General features: G+C 58.7%; 10 protein-coding genes, 1 tRNA gene and 1 pseudogene. 2 read left to right on the top strand and 10 right to left on the bottom strand.

Annotated features, from left to right (window positions below; translation table 11 throughout):
* Nucleotides 1–2: 2 nt before the first annotated feature.
* From IPK32_05770 to IPK32_05800, 7 genes and pseudogenes are all read right to left on the bottom strand, one after another.
* The gene (locus IPK32_05770) at nucleotides 3–665 is read right to left on the bottom strand and encodes a GNAT family N-acetyltransferase (GenBank protein ID MBK8091498.1); all 663 of its coding nucleotides are present in this window, start codon (nucleotides 663–665) and stop codon (nucleotides 3–5) included.
* An 84-nt stretch (nucleotides 666–749) separates the two neighbouring features.
* Nucleotides 750–1373: a GAF domain-containing protein gene (locus IPK32_05775; protein ID MBK8091499.1), complete on the bottom strand. Its 624-nt coding sequence runs from the start codon at nucleotides 1371–1373 to the stop codon at nucleotides 750–752.
* 51 nt (nucleotides 1374–1424) lie between these two features.
* A pseudogene (locus IPK32_05780) lies at nucleotides 1425–2097 on the bottom strand (ATP-binding cassette domain-containing protein).
* A 2-nt stretch (nucleotides 2098–2099) separates the two neighbouring features.
* A complete protein-coding gene (locus tag IPK32_05785; protein ID MBK8091500.1) occupies nucleotides 2100–3254 on the bottom strand; it encodes an ABC transporter permease in 1155 nt (384 codons plus the stop codon).
* 3 nt (nucleotides 3255–3257) lie between these two features.
* The gene (locus IPK32_05790) at nucleotides 3258–4127 is read right to left on the bottom strand and encodes an HlyD family efflux transporter periplasmic adaptor subunit (protein MBK8091501.1); all 870 of its coding nucleotides are present in this window, start codon (nucleotides 4125–4127) and stop codon (nucleotides 3258–3260) included.
* Nucleotides 4128–4246: 119 nt separating this feature from the next.
* Nucleotides 4247–5398, bottom strand: a complete 1152-nt coding sequence (locus tag IPK32_05795; protein MBK8091502.1) for a GNAT family N-acetyltransferase — start codon at nucleotides 5396–5398, stop codon at nucleotides 4247–4249.
* 7 nt (nucleotides 5399–5405) lie between these two features.
* Nucleotides 5406–6137, bottom strand: coding sequence for a hypothetical protein (locus IPK32_05800; protein MBK8091503.1), 732 nt, complete (start codon nucleotides 6135–6137; stop codon nucleotides 5406–5408).
* Between the two features lie 167 nt (nucleotides 6138–6304).
* On the opposite strand from IPK32_05800, the gene IPK32_05805 reads away from it, so the two are divergent.
* Both IPK32_05805 and IPK32_05810 read left to right on the top strand, forming a co-directional pair.
* Nucleotides 6305–10471 (top strand): protein kinase, encoded by a 4167-nt coding sequence (locus IPK32_05805; protein MBK8091504.1) that lies wholly within the window; start codon nucleotides 6305–6307, stop codon nucleotides 10469–10471.
* Between the two features lie 57 nt (nucleotides 10472–10528).
* Nucleotides 10529–11260, top strand: coding sequence for a sigma-70 family RNA polymerase sigma factor (locus IPK32_05810; protein ID MBK8091505.1), 732 nt, complete (start codon nucleotides 10529–10531; stop codon nucleotides 11258–11260).
* A gap of 380 nt (nucleotides 11261–11640) precedes the next feature.
* Here IPK32_05810 and IPK32_05815 read toward each other — a convergent pair whose 3' ends face one another.
* The 3 genes from IPK32_05815 to IPK32_05825 form a co-directional block, all read right to left on the bottom strand.
* The gene (locus tag IPK32_05815; GenBank protein MBK8091506.1) at nucleotides 11641–24213 is read right to left on the bottom strand and encodes a choice-of-anchor D domain-containing protein; all 12573 of its coding nucleotides are present in this window, start codon (nucleotides 24211–24213) and stop codon (nucleotides 11641–11643) included.
* A 199-nt stretch (nucleotides 24214–24412) separates the two neighbouring features.
* A tRNA-Leu gene (locus IPK32_05820) sits at nucleotides 24413–24497 on the bottom strand.
* A gap of 301 nt (nucleotides 24498–24798) precedes the next feature.
* The gene (locus tag IPK32_05825) at nucleotides 24799–25542 is read right to left on the bottom strand and encodes an alpha/beta fold hydrolase (GenBank protein ID MBK8091507.1); all 744 of its coding nucleotides are present in this window, start codon (nucleotides 25540–25542) and stop codon (nucleotides 24799–24801) included.
* Nucleotides 25543–25568 lie beyond the last annotated feature (26 nt).

Consider the following 25568-nt stretch of genomic DNA (forward strand, 5'->3'; position numbering starts at 1 on the left):
GGTTAGGCGGCGCGGGTTTGGGTTGGACTGGGGTGATGGGCTTGGATGGCGGGTTGCAGAAGCTGCTGAGCGGTGTGGTGGGGGCAGAGCTGGCGGCAGGCGCGTGCGAAGGGGGAGCGCACACTTTCCAGGTGCTGCAGATCCGAGAGCAGCAGCACCAGCGGCAGCACGTCACCGTATTCGGGGTGATGGATTCGGCTGCGATAGCGGCGGTAGCCTAGTCCCTCGAAGAGCGATTCCAGATGTGGATTGCAGTCGATGAAGTCGATTTGAATGCCCTCCTTGAGACCAAACCGATAGATCTCTAGGGCCAATCTGAGGCCGAGGAAACTGCATCGCAGACTGGGGGCCACCATAAACTTGGAGGTGATGCTGACGCGCGGCAGCGGGTAGTCCCCCAGGCACTCCAACCCATACAATTGGCGATAGATTCCAAAGTCGGATTCTCCACCAAAGTTTATCCTGCCGGTGCCCACCACACGGCCCTGCTCATCTTCTGCGATGAACAGGTGAGCCGTGTCATCCAGCGGCTCGATGATGGTGCGTTCATCATGGTTGGCATGATGCTGCGGACGCTGCATCTCTTCTACATACACCTCATATCGGAAACGATAGAGGCGATGGAAGTCGCGCTGAGAGACGGCCTTGCGGACAGTGATCGGCATGGGTAGTGGGAGTGTTCACGCCTTACTGTGCTGTCTGCCGATGGATGTTGCCGACCGAATCAAAAAGTTTTAGCGAACTGCGTTTCAGATCACCAGAGGCACTTCCTCGGCACTGCGTTGATGGAGAGTGATCCAGGTCTCCATGAGTGGGGACAAGTGCTCGGCTAGTTCGTGAAAGTGCTTCTGATCAGCGGAGTCGAAACCGGCGTTGTGGGCCTTGTTGATCAGTTGGACGACGGCGAGCACGTTGCCAGCCCGGCCAAGCAAGGGCATGCACAGGATGTTTCTGGTGCGATAGCCGGTGCGCTGATCCACCTCACGATGGAAGGCGGGTTCAGCATAGGCGTCTGGCACGATCATGGGCAGGCCGGTGGCGGCGACGCGCCCGGCGATGCCTTTTCCCACGGAGATACGAATCTCGACTGGCTGACCATCTCCCCCGACAGATGTGAGCGACCAGAGTTCTTGGTTGGGTGCATCCAACAAAAAAACGGTGCCTCGGTCCGCACTAAGGATGCGGCTAATCTTGGTGCCGAGCACTTCCAACAGTGTCCCCAGGAACTCCCGCAGGGAGGTGTGTGAGAGCAGTGACATGGCATCCAGCATATCGGCCATCTGCTCGGAGAGACGCTGGAGGAGAGCGGTAAAGTCATGCACGGGCAGTTGGCTGACTTGGGCGGTTAACTCGTCCTTCCGACTGTATCGCATGAGAGCAGCGATTGTATTGCGGCTGCTGGTGAGGAACTCCTGTGAGAAGGAGGCGAGACGCCCTTCCTCCAAGCTGAGGATGCGGTCTGCGATGTCGAGGATGCGCTGATCGTGTGACGATGAGGATGGGAATGCCCTGCTGCTTGGCCAGTGTGCGCAGGAGTTCTACCACCTCTCGGCCACTGGTCTTGTCCAGCGCAGCGGTGGGCTCATCGGCTAGCACGAGACGGGGCTTGGCGGCCAGAGCGCGGGCAATGGCCACGCGCTGGCGTTGCCCGCCGGAGAGTGATGCGGGCAGGTGATGCCGGCGATGCTCCAGGCCGACGACTCGCAGCATTTCGGTTGCTCGTGCGTTTGCCTCGCTGCGGCACCACTCGGGCTGATGAGAGAGGGCCATCACCACATTCTGCTGGGCAGTGAGGGCTGGCAGCAGGTTGTGCGCCTGGAAGACAAAACCTATCTGTCGTCTCACTGCCATGAGTGTGGCTGGCGTGGCCCCATGCAGCTCCGTGCCCAGCACACGCAGCGAACCTGTCTGCACGGAGCGCAAGGCACCGATGAGGGAGAGTAAGGTGGTCTTCCCCGATCCGCTGGGGCCAGTCATGAAGACGATCTCACCGGCGGCGATCTCGACATTCACCTCATGGAGAACTGGGGTGCGCAGCTCGCCGGAACCATAGGCATGACCCACACCTGAACCGACGATGACGGAGGGGACATTCATGTTCAGAAAACCTCCGCAGGGTCAGCCCGATGAACTTGTCGCAATGCCAGCAGCGCAGAGATCACGCTCATCAGTAGGGACAGTCCGAGCACTGTCGCGGCACGCGCCCCCGTCATGGCCATGGGCACGCCAGTGGACTGCACTGCGGCGTGGTAAATGACGAGAGCAGCGAGGAAACCAGGCACAAACCCGAGCACGGAGAGGAACAGGGCCTGATCGATGACCACGCGACTCAGGGCTGCGCTGGACCAGCCCATGGCCTTGAGCGTGGCATACTCGGAGAGATGATGAGACACATCGGTGTAGAGGATCTGATACACTGTGACCGCCCCGACAATGAAGCCCACGACGGTGCCTAACAAGAAGACGAAACCAATCGGTGTGGCACGTGCCCAGAAGTCCGTCTCTAGCTGAACGAACTCGCTGCGCGTCAGAACCTGGGTGTCTGCTGGCAGCACTGCGGCGAGGCGGGCCTGCACTGCTGGCACATCTGCGCCGGGACGCAGCTTGATGACACCCGCGTCCATGCGGAACGAATCAAGCTCTGGGAACAGCCGCGCGTAGTTACGTGTGCTGACGATGACGTTCCCATCTGCCACGAAGGAGCTGCCTAACTGTGTCAGGCCCACCACCTCGAAGTCCTGCTTCTGCAACTCCACTAGCAGCTCCCGCCCACTGCGCACCTCCTCGGCTACAGGACCGTATTCGGCTCGTGATCCGGTATCAAACACCAGGGTCCGTGGCAGTTGCAAGACGGACTGATGGTGCCTGATGTCTGGCAACTGCAACGCCTCCGTGTTGGGATCAAAGCCAATGACCAGGATGCTGCGTAGTCGTTGGGTCCATGGGTTCTTCCAACCAGCAAGGGTCCAGCGAATGGGGGCCACGGCTACGACCTCCTCCATGGCCAGTGCTTGCTGCAAGCGGCGCTCAGGTAGGCCTTCGGTGGATAGCATCGCTTCATAAAGCGGACTAATGAGCACCAGTTCTCCGCCGAGATTCCGATGCAGCAGGGTGGCGCTGACAAACAGGGCGTCCTTGAAGCCCAGTTGCATGAGCATCAGCGTGACAGCGAAGGCGATGCCGGCGACTGCCGCGAGCAGCTTCTTCTTTTCATGGGCCAGCTGTCGCCAACCGAGGGGCTGATAGAAGGCCATAGATCAATCCGGTGCTTGGATCACTACGTCACATTCCAGGTGGGTGAGGCCTGTCACGGGTGTGGGATCATCCAACCGAACGGTGACCTCAACGACGCGCCCATCGGAGCGTGCGGCGGGGTCGGCATTCAGGGCGTCCCGACGCTTCACCCGCAGGCCAATGTCGATGACCTTCCCAGTCAAAGGGTTGGCCAACGCGCGACTCGTCACCTTCGCTGAGGCACCGATCTTGATGAAGCGAATGTCCGTCTCATCGACTTCGGCCAGGACATTCCGCAAGTCTGATCCTGCGAACTCCAGCAGCGGGGTGGTGGCGATTTCTCCGGCGTGAAGGAGGGTCTTGAGCACTCGACCGTCGCGGGGCGCGATCACGTAACCGAGAGTCATCTCAGTCTCCGCGCGTCGCACGGCTGCCATGGCCGCCTCGACTGCGGACGTGGTCGTTTTAATCTCCATGTTCAGAGAACTTTCCAAGGCACTTTGAGTGCGCTGCATCTGCTGATGGACGGACTTCTTGATTCTCACTTCGGATTCCCAGCGATCCAAATGGGTCTTTGCCACGGCGGCCTGCGTATGGAGTTGTTCGTTGCGGTGGAGTTCGAGCGCGGCGTAGTCGTGATCTTCCTGGGCACGAGCAGTCGCTGCTGCTGCGGCTTCCACCTCTCCAGCCGTGAGCCGCGCCTGGGCCTGTGATTGACGACTGAGGGCAAGTTTGTGCTCCGCCTGCGCAGTTTCCAGAGCTGCTTGGAATCGCGCGGCGGAATCCAGGGTAGCCAGCCGTTGACCCTTCTTCACATGATCGCCGCTTTTCACATGCAGATCCGTGACGATTTGAGGGGCGCTGAACGCATAAGATGCAGCGATCTTGACCACGCCGCCCTCAGGTTCAATGCGACCCATAGCTGAGACCGCGCGGGCCTCTGCCAGCGCACTGACCTCAAGGGCACAAAGCAACCACAGAGCACCCCATCGCAGCCAAACAGGAATCCTTTTCATGAGGTGGTGTTGAGAGGCTCGGGTGTTTTCTGGGTGGCCAATAGCCAGTCTGTTGTGTCCCTCAGTTTACCGGCGAGCACCTGGCATAGGTTGTAGAGGAAGAGGATGGCCGTTTCCGGCAGAGCTTTCATCGCTCGCTGGAGGAACTCTCGTGAGATCACGAGGACTTTGGCATTCGTGATGGCCTGCACACTGGCGTTGCGTCGCGCTTTGGAAACGAGGGCGAGTTCTCCGAAGATCTGACCACTGCCCAATCTCGCGATTTCCTTCTGTCCGCCTTCTATCTGGCTGCAAGTGAGACTCAAGACGCCCTCCAGCACGAGGAACATTTCATGCCCTGCCTCATTCTCTTGGATGATCAAGTCTCCCGCTCGCAGTTGCAGCACAGTTCCAGCTTGTAACAGACTCTGAGTCTGCTGGGGAGTGAAGCCGTTAAGCAACATCATATCTCCCTCCTGCATCCGTGCAGACCATTGCCGCATGAGTTCATCTACCTCGACTGTGTGTCGGACTGAAGACGTTCTGGCTTCAGGGAAGGTAAGGTCAAACCACTCAGCCGCTTTCATGGACGGCGTGTGGGCACGGCAGACACGTAGAAATGGAGAGCGCACCCTATGAAGGTGCTCAGCGTCTTCATTCAGCATGACCATGGGTGTGACGTAACCTTGTGCCGTGCCGGAGATATTCTCTTTGTAGCGCAGAAAGCCAAGTCGCTCATAGATCTCCACCAGCCGAGGGCGACACCAGCAGAAGCTGAAACGGATGCCATGCCGCCAACCATCCTCATAGCAGCGGGTGAGTAAACGTATCATCACGGTGGAGCCGCGATGCTCAGGTGCCACCACGAGGCGGAAAATGAAGGCGCAGGCCGAAGGAGGACAATGATCGATAAAGCGATGTAGCCCGAATCTCTCCCTCGTGACCTCATCGATCATGATGTCTCCAAAGTGCAACCGACACGTAGCGATCACCTTTCCATCACACTCCGCGTAGTAGAGCGTGGCGTGATCGTCTGCCGCATCCCGCAGATGATGGCGGGCTGTGTCGGCGTGCTGGTAGTGCCATCCCAGTTCCTCCACATAACAGGCATACCTCAGCTCATAGATGGCCTGCTTTTCTTCCAATGAAGTGGCAATGCGTATCTCCATGTGAGTCTTATTCTCCCGAAGTAGTCAGTTCTTCCAGGTTCAGGTAGCGACCGTCCTCATGGCGTTCGATGGTCGAAGAAGGATTGAAGTGCTCACATGTGAGGTCGTCGAGTCCCATTGCCCACTGGGCCATACGCAGGTAGATGATGCTGCCCACGTTAGCGCCTTCCACCAGTTCCACGATGTCTAGTGGATCAAGTGGGGCCTGCTCCAGCGCGTCGATGATCTGATCCCCATGCGGTAGCAGCTCATGAAAGTGAATGGTGAGGAAACGTGTATTCGACTTGGTTAAGAAGGGGGCGCTGTCCAGCAAGTGATGACCTAACGCTCCTGCACCCGAACCCAAGTTCTCCAGCACGCACGTCGCTCCCAATCGCACAAAGGGTCGATGCTCTACAATTTGATCGAAGTATGCCCACCACATGCTCACATCCAGCGGGCAGGGTAGCGGCTGCTCCCCCATCCTCTGCAGATCCACTTCTGCCACTTTGTAGTGAGGCTCTTCCTCCAGACCGAAGCGGAATAGGAACTCCCTCAAGAGGTTCTTGTGCGCGAGTCTTGGGTGCGCAGCCACCTTGAGAAAGTGCCGCTGCACCCCTTTGGTGAGGTGATACTGGAAGGACAAGTAGCGGATGTATTGATCACGCTTCAATCCCCCCTGATCCTGAATGCACTGCAGTTTGGAGCGAAAGACGGTTTTAGCCTTTTCGACGACTTGGAGAACGGGAGCGAGCTTCATGCACTCCCTGCTGCGCTATTGAGTGCAAAATGTTACCGGTGGGATGAAAAAAATACAATTGATGTTCTTAGGGCATCCTTCCGCAGAAAGTTTGTGTCACATTGGCTGAAACAATTGCGTGCAAATGGCGCAGTTATTGTAGTAGAACTACTAATGGTCCTTTTCTGATGGCTTCTGAACTCCCACGCTCCTGTCCTGTTTGTCATTCGGGTATTCCTACCGGATTCCCAGAGGGGCTTTGTCCCAAGTGCCTGCTGGGAGCGCAGGCTGCGCCGAAATCTCCCGTGCCTTTAGATGCTGATTTGGACAAGACAGTGCCTGTTGCTGCACCATCGCCATCGCAAGGGGGGCGTCCCCCAGGTATTCCCAGTGTGGAGATGCTGCGGCGGATGTTCCCAGACTTGGAGATCCTAGAAGTACTTGGTGTGGGCGGCATGGGTGCGGTTTACAAGGCGCGGCAGCCGAGGCTGAACCGATACGTGGCACTGAAGATCATGGTGGCCGCCCCAGGGCATGAGGTGGCTTTTGCGCTGCGTTTTGAGCGTGAGGCGCAGGTGCTCGCCCAGCTCAGCCATCCGCACATCGTCATTCTATATGACTTCGGTGAACTGGGACCGGAGCGCACGGGCGCAGACCCGCTCTACTACTTCCTCATGGAGTATGTGGACGGCACGGATCTGGGGCGTCTCATCAAATCGAACGAGCTACGCTCTACGCAAGCCCTCGCCATCGTGCCGCAAATCTGTGAGGCTCTGCAATACGCTCATGATCAGGGCATCACTCACCGCGACATTAAGCCCGCGAACATCCTGCTCGACAAGAAGGGCACGGTCAAAATCGCCGACTTCGGTCTTGCCAAGATGGTCGGTAGCGGTGCAGCCGATGCGATGATGACGGGCCTGACGCAGACAGGCACGGCAATGGGCACTCCGCATTACATGGCTCCAGAGCAGTGGGAGCACCCCGATCAGGTGGACCACCGCGCGGACATCTACGCCCTCGGCGTGGTCTTTTATGAAATGCTCACCGGCGAGCGCCCGGCAGGTGTCTTTGAGCTGCCCTCGAAGAAATCCACTCCGCCCGTGGATAAGAAGCTCGATAGCGTAGTGATGCGTGCGATGGAGAAGGATCCCGGCCGCCGCTATCAGCACGCCGGGCAGATCGGTGATGAGGTGAGCCGCATCTCTGGGGCCAACAGCGGGAAGCACAAGCCCAGAGACGGTGAAACGGAAACCGCCCCCCGGAATCTCAAGCCCGTGCTCGTCCTGGGTGCTGCTGCCTCTCTCGCTCTAGGCGGTTGGGCACTGTGGCCGGAGGAGGAGAAACTAAGCACCAAGTCTTCGCCTTCTGCCTCCGCGGCCACCTCTTCTGTCAGGCCTGGCCGTCTCCGTGCCGCCGGGGTAACATGGCGGGGGCAGCCACATAATCTCACGAAGTTCGCACCCTATACAGACTTTGTCGATGTGACCGGTGGTGGAGACTCCTGGGTGGCCTTGCGCGAGAACGGTGAGACCGTCTCGCTGGACGGTGGCTCTGACCGCAAAGGCATCAAGCGCATCGTTAGAGCGGTAAGCATCTCTGACGACTTTGCCTTTATCGACCATGCCGGCCAGCTCCTTTTCCGCGCTGGGCGTGAGCATGAGCTGCCCCCTGGATTGAAGAAAATGGTCGTGGTGGATGCGATCCTCGGATCCGAGCATGGTGTAGCTTTGACGGAGTCGGGCGTGGCGGTGCCCTTTGGCAGACGTTACCGTGAAGTCGTGGGTGATCCCGCTGAATCCGCCCGTTGGGGCACACCAGAATGGCCGCAGCCGCCGGAACAAGCACTGCAAAAGGTGAAGGCTGTGGCTGCTACCACCACCCACGCGGCCACCCTGCATCATGATGGCACGGTATCCGTCTGGGGTTGGGAAGGTCTGGTAAAATGGACTGCCGATCCCAGGCAGAAACCCATTCGGCAGGTGGCTTCTGCCTTGGACAGTTTGTGGATGCTCGACGAGGCCGATCAAGTCTGGACATTATCCTTGCCTAGAAATCCGTCACCCCAACAGCCCGTCGGCTCGCTGGGAAAACCCCGCTTGATGGAATCACACCGGGCTCTGCGCATCGGCAATCGCTGTTGGATGCGTGCTACGGGGGGCTGGTGCGCGGAGGATTCTGATTCCAGGTGGATTCTACAACAGAATTCTCTTGGGCCTGATACGGTCTTTTCCCTCATCACCGGAGGCTTTTCAGAAAAGGGGCAGGCCTCCCTGCTGTGGATCGAGCCGGTGAATAAGGCCACGACTGCGGTGGCGGCGGCAACGCCTTTCACCGACCGCGAGGCAGCGGAGTGGGGGCTGAAATATATAGAGGGTATTAATACCAAAGCAGGCGGTGTTCCGTTTGGTGTAAAAGTGCGCGTGGGCAACGGGCCGGAGAAGTTGGTGAAGAACGTGGTGGAGTTGCCAAAGGAAGCCTTCTCTGTGACCGCGATCTATTGTGAGCCGCCCGATGAGCAAAATGGAGATGCCACCATCCAGGGCCGTCTCGCCGATGCTGACGTGCTGCGCTTCGCGGGTCTCAAAGCCGTGAAAGAGCTGCGTCTATTCGGGAAGCTCACCGGACGCTCCCTGGCGGCAGTGATGCGCATACCGGCCTTGGAAGTTCTCTCTATTTCCGCCGACTCCCTCGTGCCTGCCGATCTCGACGCGCTCAAAGACGCCCGCCTTTCCGAGCTGGGCTTCTTTAATCTCAGGGCGCGCGATGCGGGAGCGCTCCAAGTGCTGAGTTCACTGCAGAGCCTGCGCACTCTGATCTTCAATGGCGCGGCGGACCCGGCGCTGGTGGCCGCGCTGCCATCCATACCGAAGCTGGAGCGCCTGCGCCTCATGTTCAGCCCGGCACTGACCGACGAGGCAATCTCCCCGCTCGCCACCAAATTCCCGGCGCTCACCGAGGTCAACTTGGCCCGGTCCCGGAACCTGCATGGCACGACACTCGAATCATTGAAGAGCCTGACCAAGCTGGGGCTGATCGACCTGATCGACACAAAGGTGGACGACGCGGCGCTGGCCACCCTGAGCGGAACGCAAATCCCCCGGCTCAAGCTGGCCTACACCCGCATCACGGATGCCAGCCTGCCTGTGCTCACCAGCCTCCCGCTACTGGAGCTGGACCTCTCTGACACGATGATCACCGACGCCGGGCTGGCAAAGCTGGTGCTGATCAAGACTCTGAGACGACTCGTGCTTAACATCTACCGCAACGCCGGCTTCTCGGCAGAGGGCATCGCCGCCTTCCAGAAGCTGCGCCCGGATGTGGAGGTGCCCAGCATCAGGTATGCGCCGGGTGGGATAAAGCCCGCCACGCCCAAGGGTAAGGCCAATCCTTTCCCCCTACCACGTCCGCAGCGTTCGGCGAAAGGTGGCAAAGTGTCCGCCTGGCATTACCGGGATGGGCCGATCTCCCGGCCGAATGGTGTCCTGGCTGTGCCGCCCGGTTTGGATGATGTGGTGGCGCTGGAACTCGGCCACATGTTTGGCTACGGGCCTGCGGAAGTCCGGCCCACTCTGCAACACGCACTGGCACTCCGTGCTGATGGAAAGGTCATCGGCTGGGGGCGGGACGAGTTTGGGGAGTCGAAGACGCCTCCAGATATGAGGCCAGCGATCGCCATCGCCGCAGGGCAGCGCTTCTCGCTGGCCTTGCATGAGGATGGCACCGTCACGGGGTGGGGAGACGGTCAGAGTTTCATTTGGAATGCGGCCTTATCATGGAGTGATATAGTGGCGATCGCCGCAGGGAGAGGGCATGTCCTCGGGTTGACATCAAAAGGACGTGTCCTAGCCACTGGCGAGAATACTGAACGTCAGACTGACGTTCCTGCGGAGGTACAGGGCCGGGTGATCCGCATCGTCGCGCGGCAAAACACCAACCTTGTGCTGCTGGATGACGGCACCGTGCGGGTGTGGGGCGATGTGAAAAAGGTGGACGTGGACTCGGCCAACCAAGCGCGTGGCGTGGCAGCTATCTTCCTCTCCAGGGAGCGGGTCTTCACAACAGATGCATCCGGCAGGTTGACGGCGCATTTCCTGGCGGGAGACGTGATGTCACCGCCAGAATCCATTCTTGAGCTGCAAGGGGTCTCTCAGATCAGCACAGCTACGGCGGATGACCCAATTGTGGGCGTGTATTCAGATGCCACCCACCGCTGGCACTTCTGGGGTACCAATGAATGGGCATTGCCCGAGGTGCAGAAGCATCTGGAAGCTGCGGGCAACCCAAAGTGGTTGGCTATTCCCTCGCCGCAGCACATGCTTGGCATCAGCACGGCTGTGCAGATCGCGAAGTGAGTCGATTCAAATTTTGGTCTTGGCAGCGTCTCACCGTTCGGTTAAACCATCAGCCGCATGGACGCAGGAAACAGTCGGCTCAAGCCATTCCCCACCACCCAATGGAGCCTCATCGTCCGGGCAGCGGCTGCTGATCCTGCGGAGCGCGACAAGGCTCTGGCGGAGATATGCACGCTCTACTGGCCGCCCGTGTACGCTTTCATCCGCTCGCGCGGTCATGCGCCACACGATGCGGAGGACCTGACCCAGGCGCTCTTCGCCGTGCTGCTGGAGCGCAACGACTTCGCCAAGGCCGACTCCACCCACGGCAAGCTGCGCTCCTACCTGCTCGCCGCCGCCAAGAACCATCTCAGCAGCGAGCACCGCAAGGAGCACCGTCTCAAGCGCGGTGGCGACGCGGTCATGCTCTCCTTTGATGCCGTGGATGCCGAGGCGCGCTGCCTGATCCCCGAACCGATGGATGACATGACGCCGGACAAGGTCTTCGAGCGCCAGTGGGCCATCACCATCATGGAAACCGTCGTAAGCCAGCTCGCCGCCCGTTACGCCGAGAAGGAGCAGACCGATCTCTTCACCGCGCTCAAGCCCTTCATCAATGCGGACGACGCAGCCGCTCCGCAGAGCGAAATCGCACGCAAGCTTGGAATGACGGATCAGGCATTCCGAGTGGCCGTCCATCGATTGCGCCAACGCTACGCCGAGGTACTACGCCAGACAGTGAAATCTACTCTAGGCTCTGGCGAGGATGTGGAGGCAGAGATCGCACGCATGATGAGCGCATTTGGCTGACAGTCGGTCATCCCTCATACCACCAGCTCCAGAGCAACCTGGGAGGAATGCTTCACACTGGGACTGTTTTTTGCCCGCTTTTCAGAAAATTGATCTCTCTGCTGAAGGAAATGTCCGTGGGCTTTTCTTGACAGCAGCGATCTTTCTTCGTGAAGCTCTTCGGGATGAACCGCTAAACCTACTACGGCCAGGCATCTGGAGTCACCATCAGAGCAGGAGCGAAACGGACCGCTTGATCGTCGTGTAAGATCTGGAGCACGAGTGCAAATTGGATATCGCTGGCGTGGTCATCCATCGACTTTCGAACATGCGGTTGAGGTTGTCGCAAAGAAGCTCTACTGGGTGGCATGCCCCTGACAATGGAGGGTGATGTTCTTACTTCATGGAGCAAGTGTCACCTGCACACGGCCAAAACACTTCAGAGTGATCGTGGCGTCATAAGTCTCTTCGTAGATCACACGCTCCCAGGTTGCGTCGATGGGGATAGCGATGGGGGTATCCGTCAACGGTGTCCAGGAGGCGGGATTGGTCAGCTCTCCAGATTTCTGTGGCGTGTAGATCAGATTGCTGTTCTTCCGGCGTAGGAACTCATAGCGGAAGATGCTATTGATGCCGTTTGGATGCACGGTGATAGCCGGCAGGCCACTGGTGCCATTGAGAGACATCGTTGTGGCATCCGGGCCGCCTAAGTTCATATTGAAGGCATATTTGAGCAGGTTCTCCACGCCGTCGTTGTGGGGTGTTGCGTCAAAAGTCGCGTCCGCGCCACTCAGTCCTGCTGCAGCTACGGCCGTGGCGAAGGACTGCCCACCTGGCAAATCTCCGATTTGAATGGGAACAGTTTGGGAGAAGGTGGATGTGTTAATCAAAGTCAAATAATAGGTGTGGCCAGCCAACCAAGGCCAACTCCCCAGAATTTGATCGAGTTGGTTTCCTGGTGTCGTTTCCAGATAATGAACATTAGTTCCCGTCGCCAAGGGAATAGTTCCATTTTCAATTCGCAACTCCACCCCCGCAGGTCGGGAAATCGAATGTTTCCACCTCATCGCGTCAGCAGGGACTCGCACCAGATAGGTCACGTGCCCACCCGCCGGAATGGACGGAGTGTCACTGCCCCCCATAAATGGTAATTCCGGCAACACGCCCACACTTTCACTTGCCGTGGCCGAGGTGATGGAAAACCTAGAGTCGTCTTTGGCTCTGAAACCGGCAAAGTAAGTATGGCCGGGGCGCAGAGGCGGAAGAATGAAATCATAGCTACCCGCATAATCGTAACCTGCGTCAGAATAGGGGCCCTGATTTTTGCTGTCGTCATAGGCATTGAGGATATCAAATTGCGAATTGGAGCTTCGATCATCATGTCCCGGCGGAACAGTGTCGCGTAAATGCATGACCACATCACCCATCTGCTGGCCGAAGCTCAGGGTCCAGCTCAGTGGCGCATCCTCTGGAACAGTGAAGCGGTAATAGCGCCAGTCCCCGCCAGCCTGGACCTGCGAGGTAAGATTACCTCCGACCAGCGCGAGGTCGGCGACCACGCCCGTCGAAACGAGCAAGCGGTAGCGCGCATGGCTGCTTTGTGCCTTCACGCCCAGATACCAGCGCCCAGAACGCAATTGCTTCTCTGTGCGTCCATTGAGCGGCACCCAGTTACCGTATTCAGTTCCACCACCATCAAGTTCCCGGTCAACCAAAGTTCCTCCGGTACTGCCATTGCGCTGGTGGGAGAGTGTGGGCACTCCATCTTCGCGGATGTAGAGTTGCGGATCACCGTTTGGAGCTTCGAGCACGGTGCGCATCAGCCCCAAGTTCCCGCCGGGCACATCCACCGCGTAGAAATGCCATTCGTCTTCGCCGATGTCCACGTCCGCTGAGTCACCAAACTGCGTGTTGAAGGTCAGCGGCATCTGCCACGGTGCCACATTGCGCCGCGTGATATTAGAGCTGGTGATCTGATACTCGGTGAAGCCGCCACCGATCACCTCGACATACCAGCGGGTTCCCGGCGTGAGATACGGCGGCACCAGGATCGCGCTGCGGTTGGTCACGGTGATGGCGTTGGTGCCAGGCTGGTTGAGATCTGGAAAAATGCGCAACGTGGGATTGCCGAGTAGCGCATTAACATCGAGCCGCCATCCAATGACGTTATTGCTCGATAGGACCATCGGCACATCCACGGCATAAAGCGTGCTCTCTCCGTCGAGGAGCGAGCGCGTGTCGGTGTGGCTTTGACCGTTCCCGTTGAGGCTCTCCGTAAAGTTCAGTGTGCGCAGCACCTTCTGCCGGATCACCAGATCACCAGTCGCAGGATCAAGCGGGCTGGCTGCCCGGAGGCTGATGGTGTAAATACCAGGCGTTGGGTTGTTCAGTGTATAGACACCGGCACCTTCCGCCACCGGGGAGACTCCGCCCTCGAAACCATAATTGTCAGTAGGGGAGGCCTTTGGAGGCCTCAGGATGGCGGAACCTTGTTTGATGGCATACAGGAGATTGCCCACTCGGTTCTCCAATAGGAGGTCAAACGCTACAGTGCCTGCGGGCACATCAAAGGAATAATGCCTCACTTCGCCGCCTGCCAGACTCACGGCGCTGGTCACACCCGCGGTGCTAATCGGCCCCAGTGACGTGACAGGCATCGCACCCAAACTGGTAATCACGCCTGAGACCACTCCTGTGCCGATCTGTCCATTGACGGGCCCAGCGCCCTCGCTGATCACGGCAAAGTAATAGTCGCCAGGAGTGATGGTGCTCTGACCCGATGTCGGGAAGAGGTGATACCATTCCTCGCCTACCTTCTTCAGCTTGATACCACCGCCATCTCCTACCCCACTAGGCAAGTAAGCATTGTTGGGGATGCCGCCCAAGCGGCCCGCCAGCATCATGTCGCCCTGCGTAGGCTGGAGCCGCACTTGCCAGGAAGGCTGGCCCGGCGGCACAGTTACTTTGAAATAGGCAGCCTCACGCGGTGGAATCCCGGGGGCGCTGGCTGATCCGCCAGCGAACGCCACAGTGTCTGCAACCTCAATTTCAAGACCGCTGCCCGCCTCGCCAATGCCACGACTTTGCAGCGTATAACTCGTTGCGGATGCCCCATCGGCACGCACTCCGATGCAATAGGTTCCCGGCTCCAGTGGCCGGCCCATCGCCGCCACCATGCGACGATCCTGATAAGATGAACCGTCCGACTGCAACGAATAGCCGGTCCAATCCAATCCTGCGTGGAGGTAATGGCCTGAGGGCCATTGCGAGTCCGAGAGCGACACAACGCTGGCGAAGTTGTCGCCCGGCATTAGATCGCGCCTCACCTCCAGCGTGGCACTTCCAGAGAGATTTTTCAGCCAGAGGTCCCAGCCCAATACGCCAGAGGGCACTGTCACGCGGAAGTATCTCCAAGTGGTCGGCTCTTGGTCGCTCACAACCGTGGAGGAGCCGTCAAAGGAGATATCTGAGACCGGCAGCGCTTTGAACACGATATTGGCAGAGGCTGCTGGATAGCCTCCCGTGTCCGGCCCTGCTCTCATGCTCATGGTGTAAGTGCCTGCTGGTGGATTGGGCAGCGTATAGATGCCGGTACCCATCACCCCGCCCCATTCTCCACCTTCGAATCCATAAACATCGCCGGAGCTTTGCATGAAAGGCACCGGTAAACTGCTCCCCCGAATAAGCGCATAACCCGGGTTCCCTTCTCGGTTGGTGAGTCGAATCTCAAAAGCAGGCGTTCCTGCCTCGATATCGAATTGATAAAGCTTCACCTGCCCGCCCACTAGGCTTACGGCCGTCGTTGTCGGGGTCGTGCTCGCTGTGCCGAGGGATGTCACGGGAATGGGTCCGAGGCTCTGAAAGAGTGCCGATGATGTGCCCGTGCCGACTGTCGAGCCGTTGGCTGGGGCTGTGCCCTCGCTGATGATCGCAAAATTATAGTCGCCGCTAGGTATCGTGGTGCCCGTCGTTGGAAACAGATGAAACAAATCATCGCCTTGTTTCAGTGCGGTTATGCCCGCTCTTTCGATGGACCCGCTCTCAAAACCACGCTGACCCGCGTAGCTGTTCGGGATCGCGCCCCTGGCCAGCGCGAACATCATCTCACCCGCGCTCGGCGTCAGCTTTACCTGCCACGATGGTTGCCCGGCAGGGACTGTGACCTTCACATAGGCAGCCTCGCGAGGCGCTAGATTGGTGACGGTCGTGCTTCCGCCGTTGAAGGCCACCGTACCAGCCAGTTCGACGTTCATGCCGCTGCCCGGCTGGCCGATGCCCCGGCTTTGCAAGTTGTAACTCGCGCTGCTGCCGCTCAATCGCACCGCCACATAATAAGTGCCAGGTTCCAGCGGTCGTCCCATGGATGCCACCATGCGCTGCTGCTCCACAGAGCGTGAGCTTGGCGGATCATAGCTTCGGTGCGTCCAGTCCGCGCTCACCGGCCACTCTGCTCCTGGCGACCAGGTGCTTCCATACGGCAGGCTTGAACTACCTGAGCCTTGGGGCAGCGTATCCCGGGCCACCATGAGTTCCGGATCACCGCCCGTCACGTTCTTGATCCACACATCCCAGCCCAGCAGGTTGGCGCTGGTTGGCACCGTGGTTTGGAAAAGTCGCCAAGTTCCAGCCTCCTGGTTCGTGACCGAGATCGACCCGCCATTGAAAGCCAGCGGCTCTACGGGTAGCGTGCGGAAGACCAGATTCGCCGTGGAGTTTCCTGCAATGCTGTGCGCACCGCGTATCGCCACGGTGTACGTGGTAGCCGCCACCGGGAAATTCAAAATGCGCGTGTAGATGCTGCCAGACTGACCTGATCCGTTCCAACTGGCCCCTCCTTCGTAGCCGTACGAATCTCCGACATAAAACGAATACGGAGATGGGATGGCCGCACCCTCCAGGAGCGTGAATCCGGGCTGACCGGTAACATTGCTCAGTTTCACCTCCAAACCCGCCGCGCCTGCGGGCACGGCGAATTGATACATTGTCACCTCACCCGGAGCCACGCTCACCGCCGTGCTGACGGGCGTGGTGCTGGCATTGCCCAGATTCGCGACTGGCATCACACCGACACTTTGAAAGACAGCGCTTGCCGTTCCTGTCTCGCCCACCGCTGCAAAGTAATAGTCGCCATCGGGGATCGTTGTCTCCCCAATACCCGGGAAAAGGTGGTAAAACTCATGTCCCGTCCTCTGCATCACGATGCCGCATTTGCCGCTAAGTCCCGCATCGCTGTTGGGCAGCACACCCTTCAGCACCACCAGCATCATCTCCCCGCTGGAGGGCGTTAGCTTCACCTGCCAGGATGCCGCCCCGGCAGGCACGCTCACCTTGAAATACGCCGGCTCACGGCTGACGAGATTCGTCAGCGGCGCACTGCCACCAGCAAAGGTCACATCCGGCAGAGTTTGGATAGCACGCCCGCTCCCATTGCGGCCGATCGCTCGGCTTTGGATCGTATAGCCATTGGCTCCAGAACCCTGCGCCAGCACACCGACATAATATGTCCCCGGCTGCAAGGGCCGCCCCATCGAGACCACAATCCTTTCCGCGCTGCCGCCCGTCCAGTCCCGGCTTGCCGCCCATTGCTGACCGCTGCTCCACGACGAGTTGCTCGTGAGACCGCCGGATGTCCCGTTGCTCAGCGGCAGCACATCGCGCGCCACCACCAGTTGCGGGCTGCCCGCCGTGATGTTCGTCAGCCGCAGATCCCAGCCCAGCACATCCGCCGCCGCAGGCACGTCGATACGGAAGTACCTCCAGGTGTCCAAGGCATGCCCGCTCACCGCCTCCGCCGCGCCGTCAAAGGCCAGCCCCGGCGGCTCGATCTCCCGCCGCGTCAGCGTGAAAGCGCCCAGCGCCTGCAGCGGCGAATACACCCCGACATACCAGATGTCCGACTGATGCCCCGGACGCTGGAGCAGGCCGTTCGTGCTGCTGTGGTCCACATGCCCCTCAGTAAACCCCGTGCTTGAACTCTGCGCCGTGGCCCCCCAGCGGTAGCTCCACCGCCCTGGCACCGCATTGCGTCGCAGCGCGATCTCCGATCCGCCCACCTGATTGCTTAGTTGCAGTTCCCAGCCCAGCGTGCCCACCTGCGAGAGAATGTCCCGCACCTGATAGTACCGCCAGCCGGCGCGGTTCGTCAGGTCGTTCGTCACATCCGCAGCGTTCGCGCTATAAAACGGGATCGTCGTCACCTCGGGATGTCCCTGCTTCAGTGTCGCGGTGAAAGCACCCGCGCCATACACCGTGATGAACCACGTCCCGTCCGTCAGCGTCTGCGGCACCAGCGTGACACTGTCCGTCACCGCACCCACCGCCTCAGAAAAGGCCGTATTGTAGAATTCATTCGGCACCCCACTCACCACGGAGCCGGAGCTGTCCGAGTTCAAGGTTCCCACCGCCACCTGCGCATCCCCAGAGCTCGGCGTCACCGCCACATCCCAGGCCAGCGTGTTATTCTCCACCGTCACCCGGTAGCTGCGGTAGGGGGCGCTCGTGCGACCGCCCGTCGCCCCGGCAGGCGTCGTGTTCACCGCCACCCCCGCCTGGTCAAAGGTCAGCGTCTCCACCACCTGGATGCGCGAATCCAGGTTCACCACCTCGCCGGGATTACCGGAAACGCTCAGGAAATACGTCTCCATCCCGCTCCCCAGATACGGCGGTACCACCAGCATCTGCCGCTCTTGCAGCAGGTCATACACACCCGAGTAAGATGGAGCCACTGTCGGCTGATGCGGCACCTGTCCGCGCCGCAGCGCGACCGAGCGCGGCCCACCATTCAGCCACAGCGCCCAGGCAGGTGCCCCCGCTGGCACCGCTTGGCGAAAAAATCGCACCCCCTCCGGTGGTAGCGTCCGTGACCCGCCCGAGCCAGTCACCTCCTCTCCAATGTCATACACATTGTCACTGTCCGTGTCCGTGAATGGTAATGGCCCCAAGTTCTCCACGTAGATCTCCCCGCTCGTCAGGCTCCAACTCCCCGCGCTCGTCACCTCCACCAGTCCGTACCAGACATCATTCTCCACATACTGCTCCGGCCGCAGCACCAGTCCATCCGATCCCGCCAAGTTGGAGCGATGATCGTAGTTTGACGTCGTGGGAAAGTCCGACTTGCGCAGATACAGATTCGCCTCCCCCGCCGCCACTCGCAGGCTCGTGCGCCACCCGCCCTGCACCGTCGGCTGCGTCTGGATGCGGAAATAGTAGCTCCCCGCCGCCGTCACCAGCGAGTGATACGTGCTCGTCCCCAGGTCTGTCTGCCCGTCATCCCAGTCCAGCCTCACTAGGTCATCATCGATCACCGTCACTGTTGCACTGCTATCCGTGATGATCGTGTTAGGGGCGCTGGTCAGGCTTACCAAAAAATACTCATCCAGCTCGGGCACCGTATTGTTGATCAGTGTCACCGGTATGTTGCCGCTCAGTTGTCCCGCCGGAATGGTCAGCGTTCCGCTGGCGTGCGTGTAGTCCGATCCGCTTGAGGCGCTCCCGGAGCTGGTGGACCAGTCGATCATCGTATCCGCCGATGTCGCCTGATTTAGCGTCACCACCACCTGCGCTGTGCCATCGTTCTCGTTCACAGTCAGATCACTCACCGCCGCCTGTGGTGCGCCGTAGCCAGTGATCGGAATATCAAAGGGATTCTCGTCTGTGTCATTGCTCGCGATGTGCAGCGTGGCACTGCGAGGGCCTGTGGCCGCAGGCGCATAGCTCACTGTGAAACCCGCGCTGCCATTCACCCGTGGCAGCGTGGAGGGCACCCCGGACGAGTTTAACTCAAAGTCCGCTGAGTTCGTCCCGCTGATGGTCACAATCAGGTCGTCAAGATCAGCATAACCGAGGCTTTGGATGGTGAATGGTTTCGTAACTGATGGAGACCCCGGCTCTAGAAGTCCGAAATCAACCGTCGTCACACCATCCACCAGATTGGTTCCCGCAGGCTGCTGGATACCGATCTCTGGCGTGGCTGGAATGCCGGTGCCGGTAAGCGTGATGCCGAATGGGTTCTCATCGGAATCACTGCTCGAGACCAGAATAGTGGTTGTCCTAGTGCCCAGAGCAGTGGGCGTGAACGACACACGAAAAGTCGTGGATGAGCCGGGTGAAATTGTTCCGGATGGCAACTGCAAGCGGCTGAAATCCACGACATCACCGCCGCTGATGCTGAAATTCACTCCCGTCAGCGATGCTCCTCCGGTATTGCGGATCGTGAAAGTGTAAGCCGCATCCGAAGTCAACTCGGCGCTCCCAAGACTCACGTCGGACACTCCATCCGTCAGACCATTCCCAGCATACTCCACCACGATCTCCGGCACGGTGCCAGTGCCGTTGAGTGTAATGTCGAAGGGGTTTTCATCCAGGTCATTGCTTGCGATCCGAAGCAGCGCCGTGCGTGGACCTATAGCGGATGGCGTAAACTGTACAGTCAAGGCCGTGCTTTGTCCGAGCTGCAATAAGTTCGCGGGCTGTTCGATCACGCTAAAGTCACTGGCGTTGTTGCCGCTCACAGTGGCCGAAAGTCCGAAGAGGTTCCCTGAGCCTGTATTCAGCACCACAAAATTAAGCGCAACACTACTACCAACCAGACTGCCCCCAAAATTGCTGCTCGAAATTCCATCAGTGAGATTTGTTCCGACGGGTTGCTCAACAGCGATCTCTGGAGTGGTGCCAGTGCCATTCAGAATGATGTCGAAGGGATTCTCATCCGAATCATTGCTCGCGACCCTCATGGTAGTCGCGCGTGCCCCCAAAGCGGTTGGAGCAAAGGAGACTGTGAAAGAGGCTGCCCCAGAAACTGCCAGACTTGACGGGGAAGGTGCCGTTACCACGAAGTCACCCGCATTCCCGCCATTAAATGTTACCGCGATAGTGGTCAACGCGTCATTTCCAGTATTGTTTATTGTGAATGTCCGCGTGGCGTTGTTTCCGATTTCGATACTACCAAAGCCCACTGCCGCAGCGCCGTCTGCAAGATTGGTTCCCACGGGATGTTCAACTCCAATCTCAGGTGCCAAGCCAATTCCATTGAGCGTGATCTCAAAGGGGTTTTCATCAACGTCATTGCTTGGGATCCGCAGCGTAGTTGCGCGCGGTCCAAGCATGGGCGGGGCAAACGCAACGGTAAATGTGGTTGAAGCACCCGGAGCCACCGTTGCTGCCGGAGGTGAGGTGACGCTGAAGTCGGTGCTGTTGCCTCCACTGAAGCTGATGCTGCCGAGGTTCAAGTTGCCATCCCCAGTGTTGCGGACAGTGAAAGTTCGGGTGTCGCTGGTTACTGTCGCCACAGATCCAAAACTCACACTTGTGCTACCATCGACCAGCGAGGTGCCTGCCGGTTGTTCCACACCAATCTCAGGTGCATAGGCTGTGGTGAAGGAACCACCTGTCGTGCTTGCCGTGCCCCCGGAATTGGTGGCCGTGAGCCTATAGTAATAAACCATATTCACAGTCAAGCCGGTGAGGTTCGCGCTCACATTCTGAGGTACGCCACCATTGTTTGGTGACAAAGTGACGTTTACAATGCTGCCATAAGCAGTGGTGAGTCCATACTCGAATCGCGCCGTGGTCGCGGCATCATTGGGATTGGCGGCCCCATGAACAGTGGCACGAGTGCCATAAATGGAGGAGGCGGCACCTAGCGTGAGAATGGGTCTGGGCTGGCCGATATTGGCATTGGCGGCATAGTTTGAAACTTTGCCACCAGCTGTGTAAAATTGCCCTCCGGCGTAAAGATTGGTGCCGCTTATCACTAGTGAATGGACCGCGCCATTCACTCCCGCCCCCAAGACGGACCAAATACCTCCGCTCCACTTTGCGACGTAACGGGCATCATTGACTCCACTGGCGCTCGTGAAGTTCCCTCCAACATAAACATTATCATTGCTCACGGCCAACGCATTCACTACGCCATCGGTCCCAACATAATTGCCTGAGCCGTTAAGTCCCTGCCAAGTCCCTCCTCCTGTCGACGTGGTCCACTTTGCAACTCGATTCACTGTAACGCCACCTGCACTGGTGAAACTTCCCCCAACGTAAAGACTCCCGCCGCTGGAGACCAGTGCCCGCACAGAGCCACTGCTCACACCTGCGCCGAGAGCGGACCAAGTGCTGCCGTTCCACAGAGCGACGCGGTTGGCCTGCTGTCCGCCCGCCGTTGTGAAATCTCCTCCGGCATAAAGATCAGTGCCGTTTACGGCCAGGGCATAAACCCAATAGCCCACTCCTCCACCGGGTTCTGACCAGGTGCTGCCGTTCCATCTGGCAATATAATCGGCTCCGAATCCTCCAGCATTGGTGAATGCCCCTCCTGCGTAGAGATTGCTGCTGCTCCCAACAAGCGCATAGACCGTGTTATTCATCCCTGTGCTCAGTGCCGACCACGAACTACCATTCCACTTGGCAACGCGATTTGCCAAAACTCCCCCGGCGCTGCTGAATTCCCCCCCGGCGTAAACCTCACTACCACTAATTACCAACGCATGTACAGTGCCGTTTACCCCCGTGCCGAGAGCTGACCATGAACTTCCATTCCACCGTGCGACGCGATTAACCTCTTGTCCGCCTGCTGTGGTAAAAGTCCCGCCAGCGTAAAGTGTGCTGCCGCTCAAGGCCAGCGAATTGATGTAACCGTTCATTGTTAACCCGACTATTTCCCAGCGGCTGCCCGGGAAATTATTCCATTGTGCGAGGCGATATGCCGGCCCTGTGGGAGTGTAGGTGAAATCTCCACCGGCATGGACTTTGCCACCGAACACGGCAAGTGCATACACCGTTCCCCCACTCAACTCATGAATACCTCCCCAGCTAGCCCCATCCCACTTGGCAATACCACGATTGGGTGAAGTGAACGTACCTCCCACATAAAGAGAGCCGCCAGTATACACTAACGAATGCACGGTATTACTTACCCCGGACTCCAGCGCAGACCAAGTCGTGCCATCCCAGCGGGCAACTCGATTCGCATCCAGCCCGCCTGCTGTGTTGAAACTTCCGCCGACAAAGAGAATGCTGTTTTGAAGTGCGAATGCATTTACTGAGCCGTTCATTCCAGAGCCTAGGGCCGACCAAACACTGCCGTCCCATTTTGCAACGCGATTGGTTGTCACCCCGCCTGTACTGGTAAAATCTCCTCCAGCGTAGAGAGTGGTACCGCTGACAATCAACGCGCGGACTATGTTGTTTGTTCCAGAGACAAGCGCGGACCACGCACTGCCATTCCACTTTGCAATGCGATTATATGCGGTCCCATCTAAAATGGTGAAATCTCCTGCAACGTAAAGATCGCTGCCACTTACAGTCAAAGCGCGAACTGTGTTGTTTGCTCCAGAACCAAATGCTGACCATGCACTGCCGTTCCATTTTGCAATGCGACTGGCCGCCACCCCGCCCGCCGTCGTGAAATCTCCTCCTGCGTAAATGGTGCCGCCGCTAACGGCAAGCGCACGAACCGTGGTGTTCATCCCAGAACCAAGAGCCGACCATGCACTGCCGTTCCATTTCGCGATGCGATTGGCCGCCAGACTGCCGATGAATGTGAAGTCTCCGCCTATATAAAGGCTGCTGCCTGCGTCCACCGTGAGAGCATAAACGGTGCCGTTTGCGCCTTGGATGTCGGGATTCAAGCTCGTCCAATCCGCATCACTGAATGTCGGATCAATGCGGATGGGATATATGGCGACAGAGTCATCCACCGTGATGTGCAGGCGATTTGGCGCTGGCACTTCCATTCGGGCTGTGAGTTCCTTTCCTTTCGCGTCGGTCACTCGCAGCCTGTTGTAAGCCAGTTCGCGGCGAGTGGCATCAACAGTCAGATTAGCTCCATCCCGCGCGGTCTGCGCTTGCGCACCAGTGACCTCGAGCGCAACCCGAAGCGCGCCCGCAATCGCCGGACGCTCCAGGATGATGAAGTCCTGCCGCACGCCATCCGCACTCACGCTATATTCCTCCACCAGCCCAGGACGAAGCCAGGCCACCACTTCCTGAGTGGCGCGGACGGTCCCATGATCCGCAAGACGGCGTGGAGCGTCTTTGCTTCCTTCTCCCCCTATCTCAAGAGCCTTGATGCGGAAACGGTTCGGCTTCCCCGCATCCTCGTCAGAAGTGGACATCAGCCACAAACCCTCACGCGTGGCCTCCGCCTCCAAGTCCTGCATGACGGCTTTCAGGCTGGCCCCATCCTTTGTCGGAGTGATGCTGATGCCATCCCCCGCATACTGCTTCTGCGCCTCCGCGCCGAGCTGATCCATGCGAATTGGCTGCATCTGTGGCTGCGTCGGCACCTCTGGCTCGCCAGCGGCGGCATGGGGCATTGCGATCAGCAGCAAAACAGCGGCGGTTAGGAGGCGCGATTTCATGCCAGAGTATCTGTGCTTTTTCCCACGCGACGTAATCAGGCAGCACAAATAAACAACCAACCAATCACTGACAATGATAGCCACAATTACACCAAAAGATGCCAGACAGGTGGTTAAATTGATTGTTGAAGATTTAATCCCCTCACCCAAGAGCGCGTCACCTTTATTTACCTCGCCCACCTTGCCGTAGCTATTGTCTCCCCAGGCCCACAGCATGCCATCCGAAAGGATGCCAGCGATGTGAGAGGCCATCGCCGCCATGGAGATCTTCACAAACCGCTGCGCTGCATCCACCACCAAGAACGTGCGATACACCACCGCCGCAGGATCGTAGGTGCCATTGCCCGGCTGGCTAGCCTTCACTGTCACCGCTCCCGCTACACCCGTCAGCGTCAAAGCGCTACCTGACACGGCCGCCACACCTCCCGCGCTGGCCAGCGCGTAACTGATCGGCAGCCCGCTGGATGCCGCCGCTACCAGGGCAAAGGGAGCATCCGTGGACAGCTTGTCAGGAATGGCAGGAAAGTCGATCGTTTGCGGACTTCCGGCCTGAAGCGACAGAGCCTGTAAAACGAGCGCCAGACCCAGGAGGAAGACAGTATGAATGGATGTGTTCATGGCAGCATCTGCGCTTTTCCAAGACAGATGTTACCCGCTTTTTCCGCCCCCCCGCTTTTTCTCCATCGGGGGGGGCATATCCGATGACCAAAGTCTCAAGCACGCTGGTAGAAGAGAATGCCTTGGAACTAGCTGGGGTGGAGGAGCGGAATGTCCTTGAGCGCTCGGATGATTTCGCGATTTCTAATCGAAAACCCCGTGGTGCCTGAGACAGGACTCGAACCTGCACTGATTTCTCAACCAGATCCTAAGTCTGGCGCGTCTACCAATTCCGCCACTCAGGCATGCATGAGCTTCGGCCGGCGGAGAATCCGCGATGCGGCCCTGCGTGCAACGCTTTTTCTGCACATCATCACAAATGTCGCAGGAACCAGTCCGCACAGGTGGCGTAGAGCGGAAAATCTGTCACCAACACGTCATGATGATCCGCTCCGGGCACTTCAATCCACTTTTTCTCCAATGTTGATGGCAGCGCGGCAAAAAGAGCACGCCCCTGATCCACGGAAATCACTCCATCTGCGTTACCGTGAGCCATCAATACTGGACACCGAAGTCGCGATGCCAAAACGCAGGAATCCACTTCGGTCAGAGCATGCTGCGTATGCCGCTGAAAGTCCTGAGCCAAGCCAGTGAACCAGATTTACCGAGGCTGCTCCCCACCCGCTCCTGCGCTTGGTTTTCTAATGTCTTCCCCAAAGAATCGAAGGTGGATACGAGTACGACAGCCTTCCATGCCGATGGGCTAGAAGCAGCCGATCGCACACAGACTGCGCCGCCCATCGAAATGCCCCAAAGAAAGGCATTCGCTTCATGAAAACGGAATTTCTTCTCTGCATCACGCAGCGCCAACGCGGGTATTTCTGCTTCACGGATGCCGTAGGTGGCGATCAGACCTGGATGGTCACCATGGGCGGGTAGATCAGGCATCACACAGCGCAGACCTACTGCACAGAATCGTTCAGCTAAGGGCAGGAGGTCTTCTTTTCGCCCGCGCCTGCCGTGGATGAGCACCACCGTGCCCACGCACTGCCCAGCAGGTCGCAGGGCGTGACCGCGTGATTGGAGCTGTCCACGCAGGACTTCTCCGCGCCTGCCGACTCGCTCCGATGGGGCACCAAATAGGCAAGGCGTGCCGTCAGGTAAAGTCCACGCCGTTAGGTGCATGCCGTGACCGACCGGGTCACTCAGAATATCCAGATGATAGAGCTGCAACGGCCTACGAGGCGGCGAGATGACCTCCGAACAAGCCATTTGGCAGGCCAATAACCAAAGAATCGGAAGTCCCAGCAAGAAGCAAGCGGCGGTGATTTTGAAGAAAGTTTTTCTCACGTCACAAGATCGTCTCACACTATCGC

The organism is Verrucomicrobiaceae bacterium (assembly GCA_016713035.1).
GTDB lineage: Bacteria > Verrucomicrobiota > Verrucomicrobiia > Verrucomicrobiales > Verrucomicrobiaceae > Prosthecobacter.

What these genes read in the sequence shown, in the direction of transcription:
- IPK32_05805 (MBK8091504.1), top strand. Translation starts at nt 6,305, where the DNA reads ATGGCTTCTGAACTCCCACGCTCCTGTCCTGTTTGTCATTCGGGTATT.
- IPK32_05815 (MBK8091506.1), bottom strand. Translation starts at nt 24,213, where the DNA reads ATGAACACATCCATTCATACTGTCTTCCTCCTGGGTCTGGCGCTCGTT.
- IPK32_05785 (MBK8091500.1), bottom strand. Translation starts at nt 3,254, where the DNA reads ATGGCCTTCTATCAGCCCCTCGGTTGGCGACAGCTGGCCCATGAAAAG.
- IPK32_05770 (MBK8091498.1), bottom strand. Translation starts at nt 665, where the DNA reads ATGCCGATCACTGTCCGCAAGGCCGTCTCTCAGCGCGACTTCCATCGC.
- IPK32_05795 (MBK8091502.1), bottom strand. Translation starts at nt 5,398, where the DNA reads ATGGAGATACGCATTGCCACTTCATTGGAAGAAAAGCAGGCCATCTAT.
- IPK32_05810 (MBK8091505.1), top strand. Translation starts at nt 10,529, where the DNA reads ATGGACGCAGGAAACAGTCGGCTCAAGCCATTCCCCACCACCCAATGG.
- IPK32_05775 (MBK8091499.1), bottom strand. Translation starts at nt 1,373, where the DNA reads ATGCGATACAGTCGGAAGGACGAGTTAACCGCCCAAGTCAGCCAACTG.
- IPK32_05800 (MBK8091503.1), bottom strand. Translation starts at nt 6,137, where the DNA reads ATGAAGCTCGCTCCCGTTCTCCAAGTCGTCGAAAAGGCTAAAACCGTC.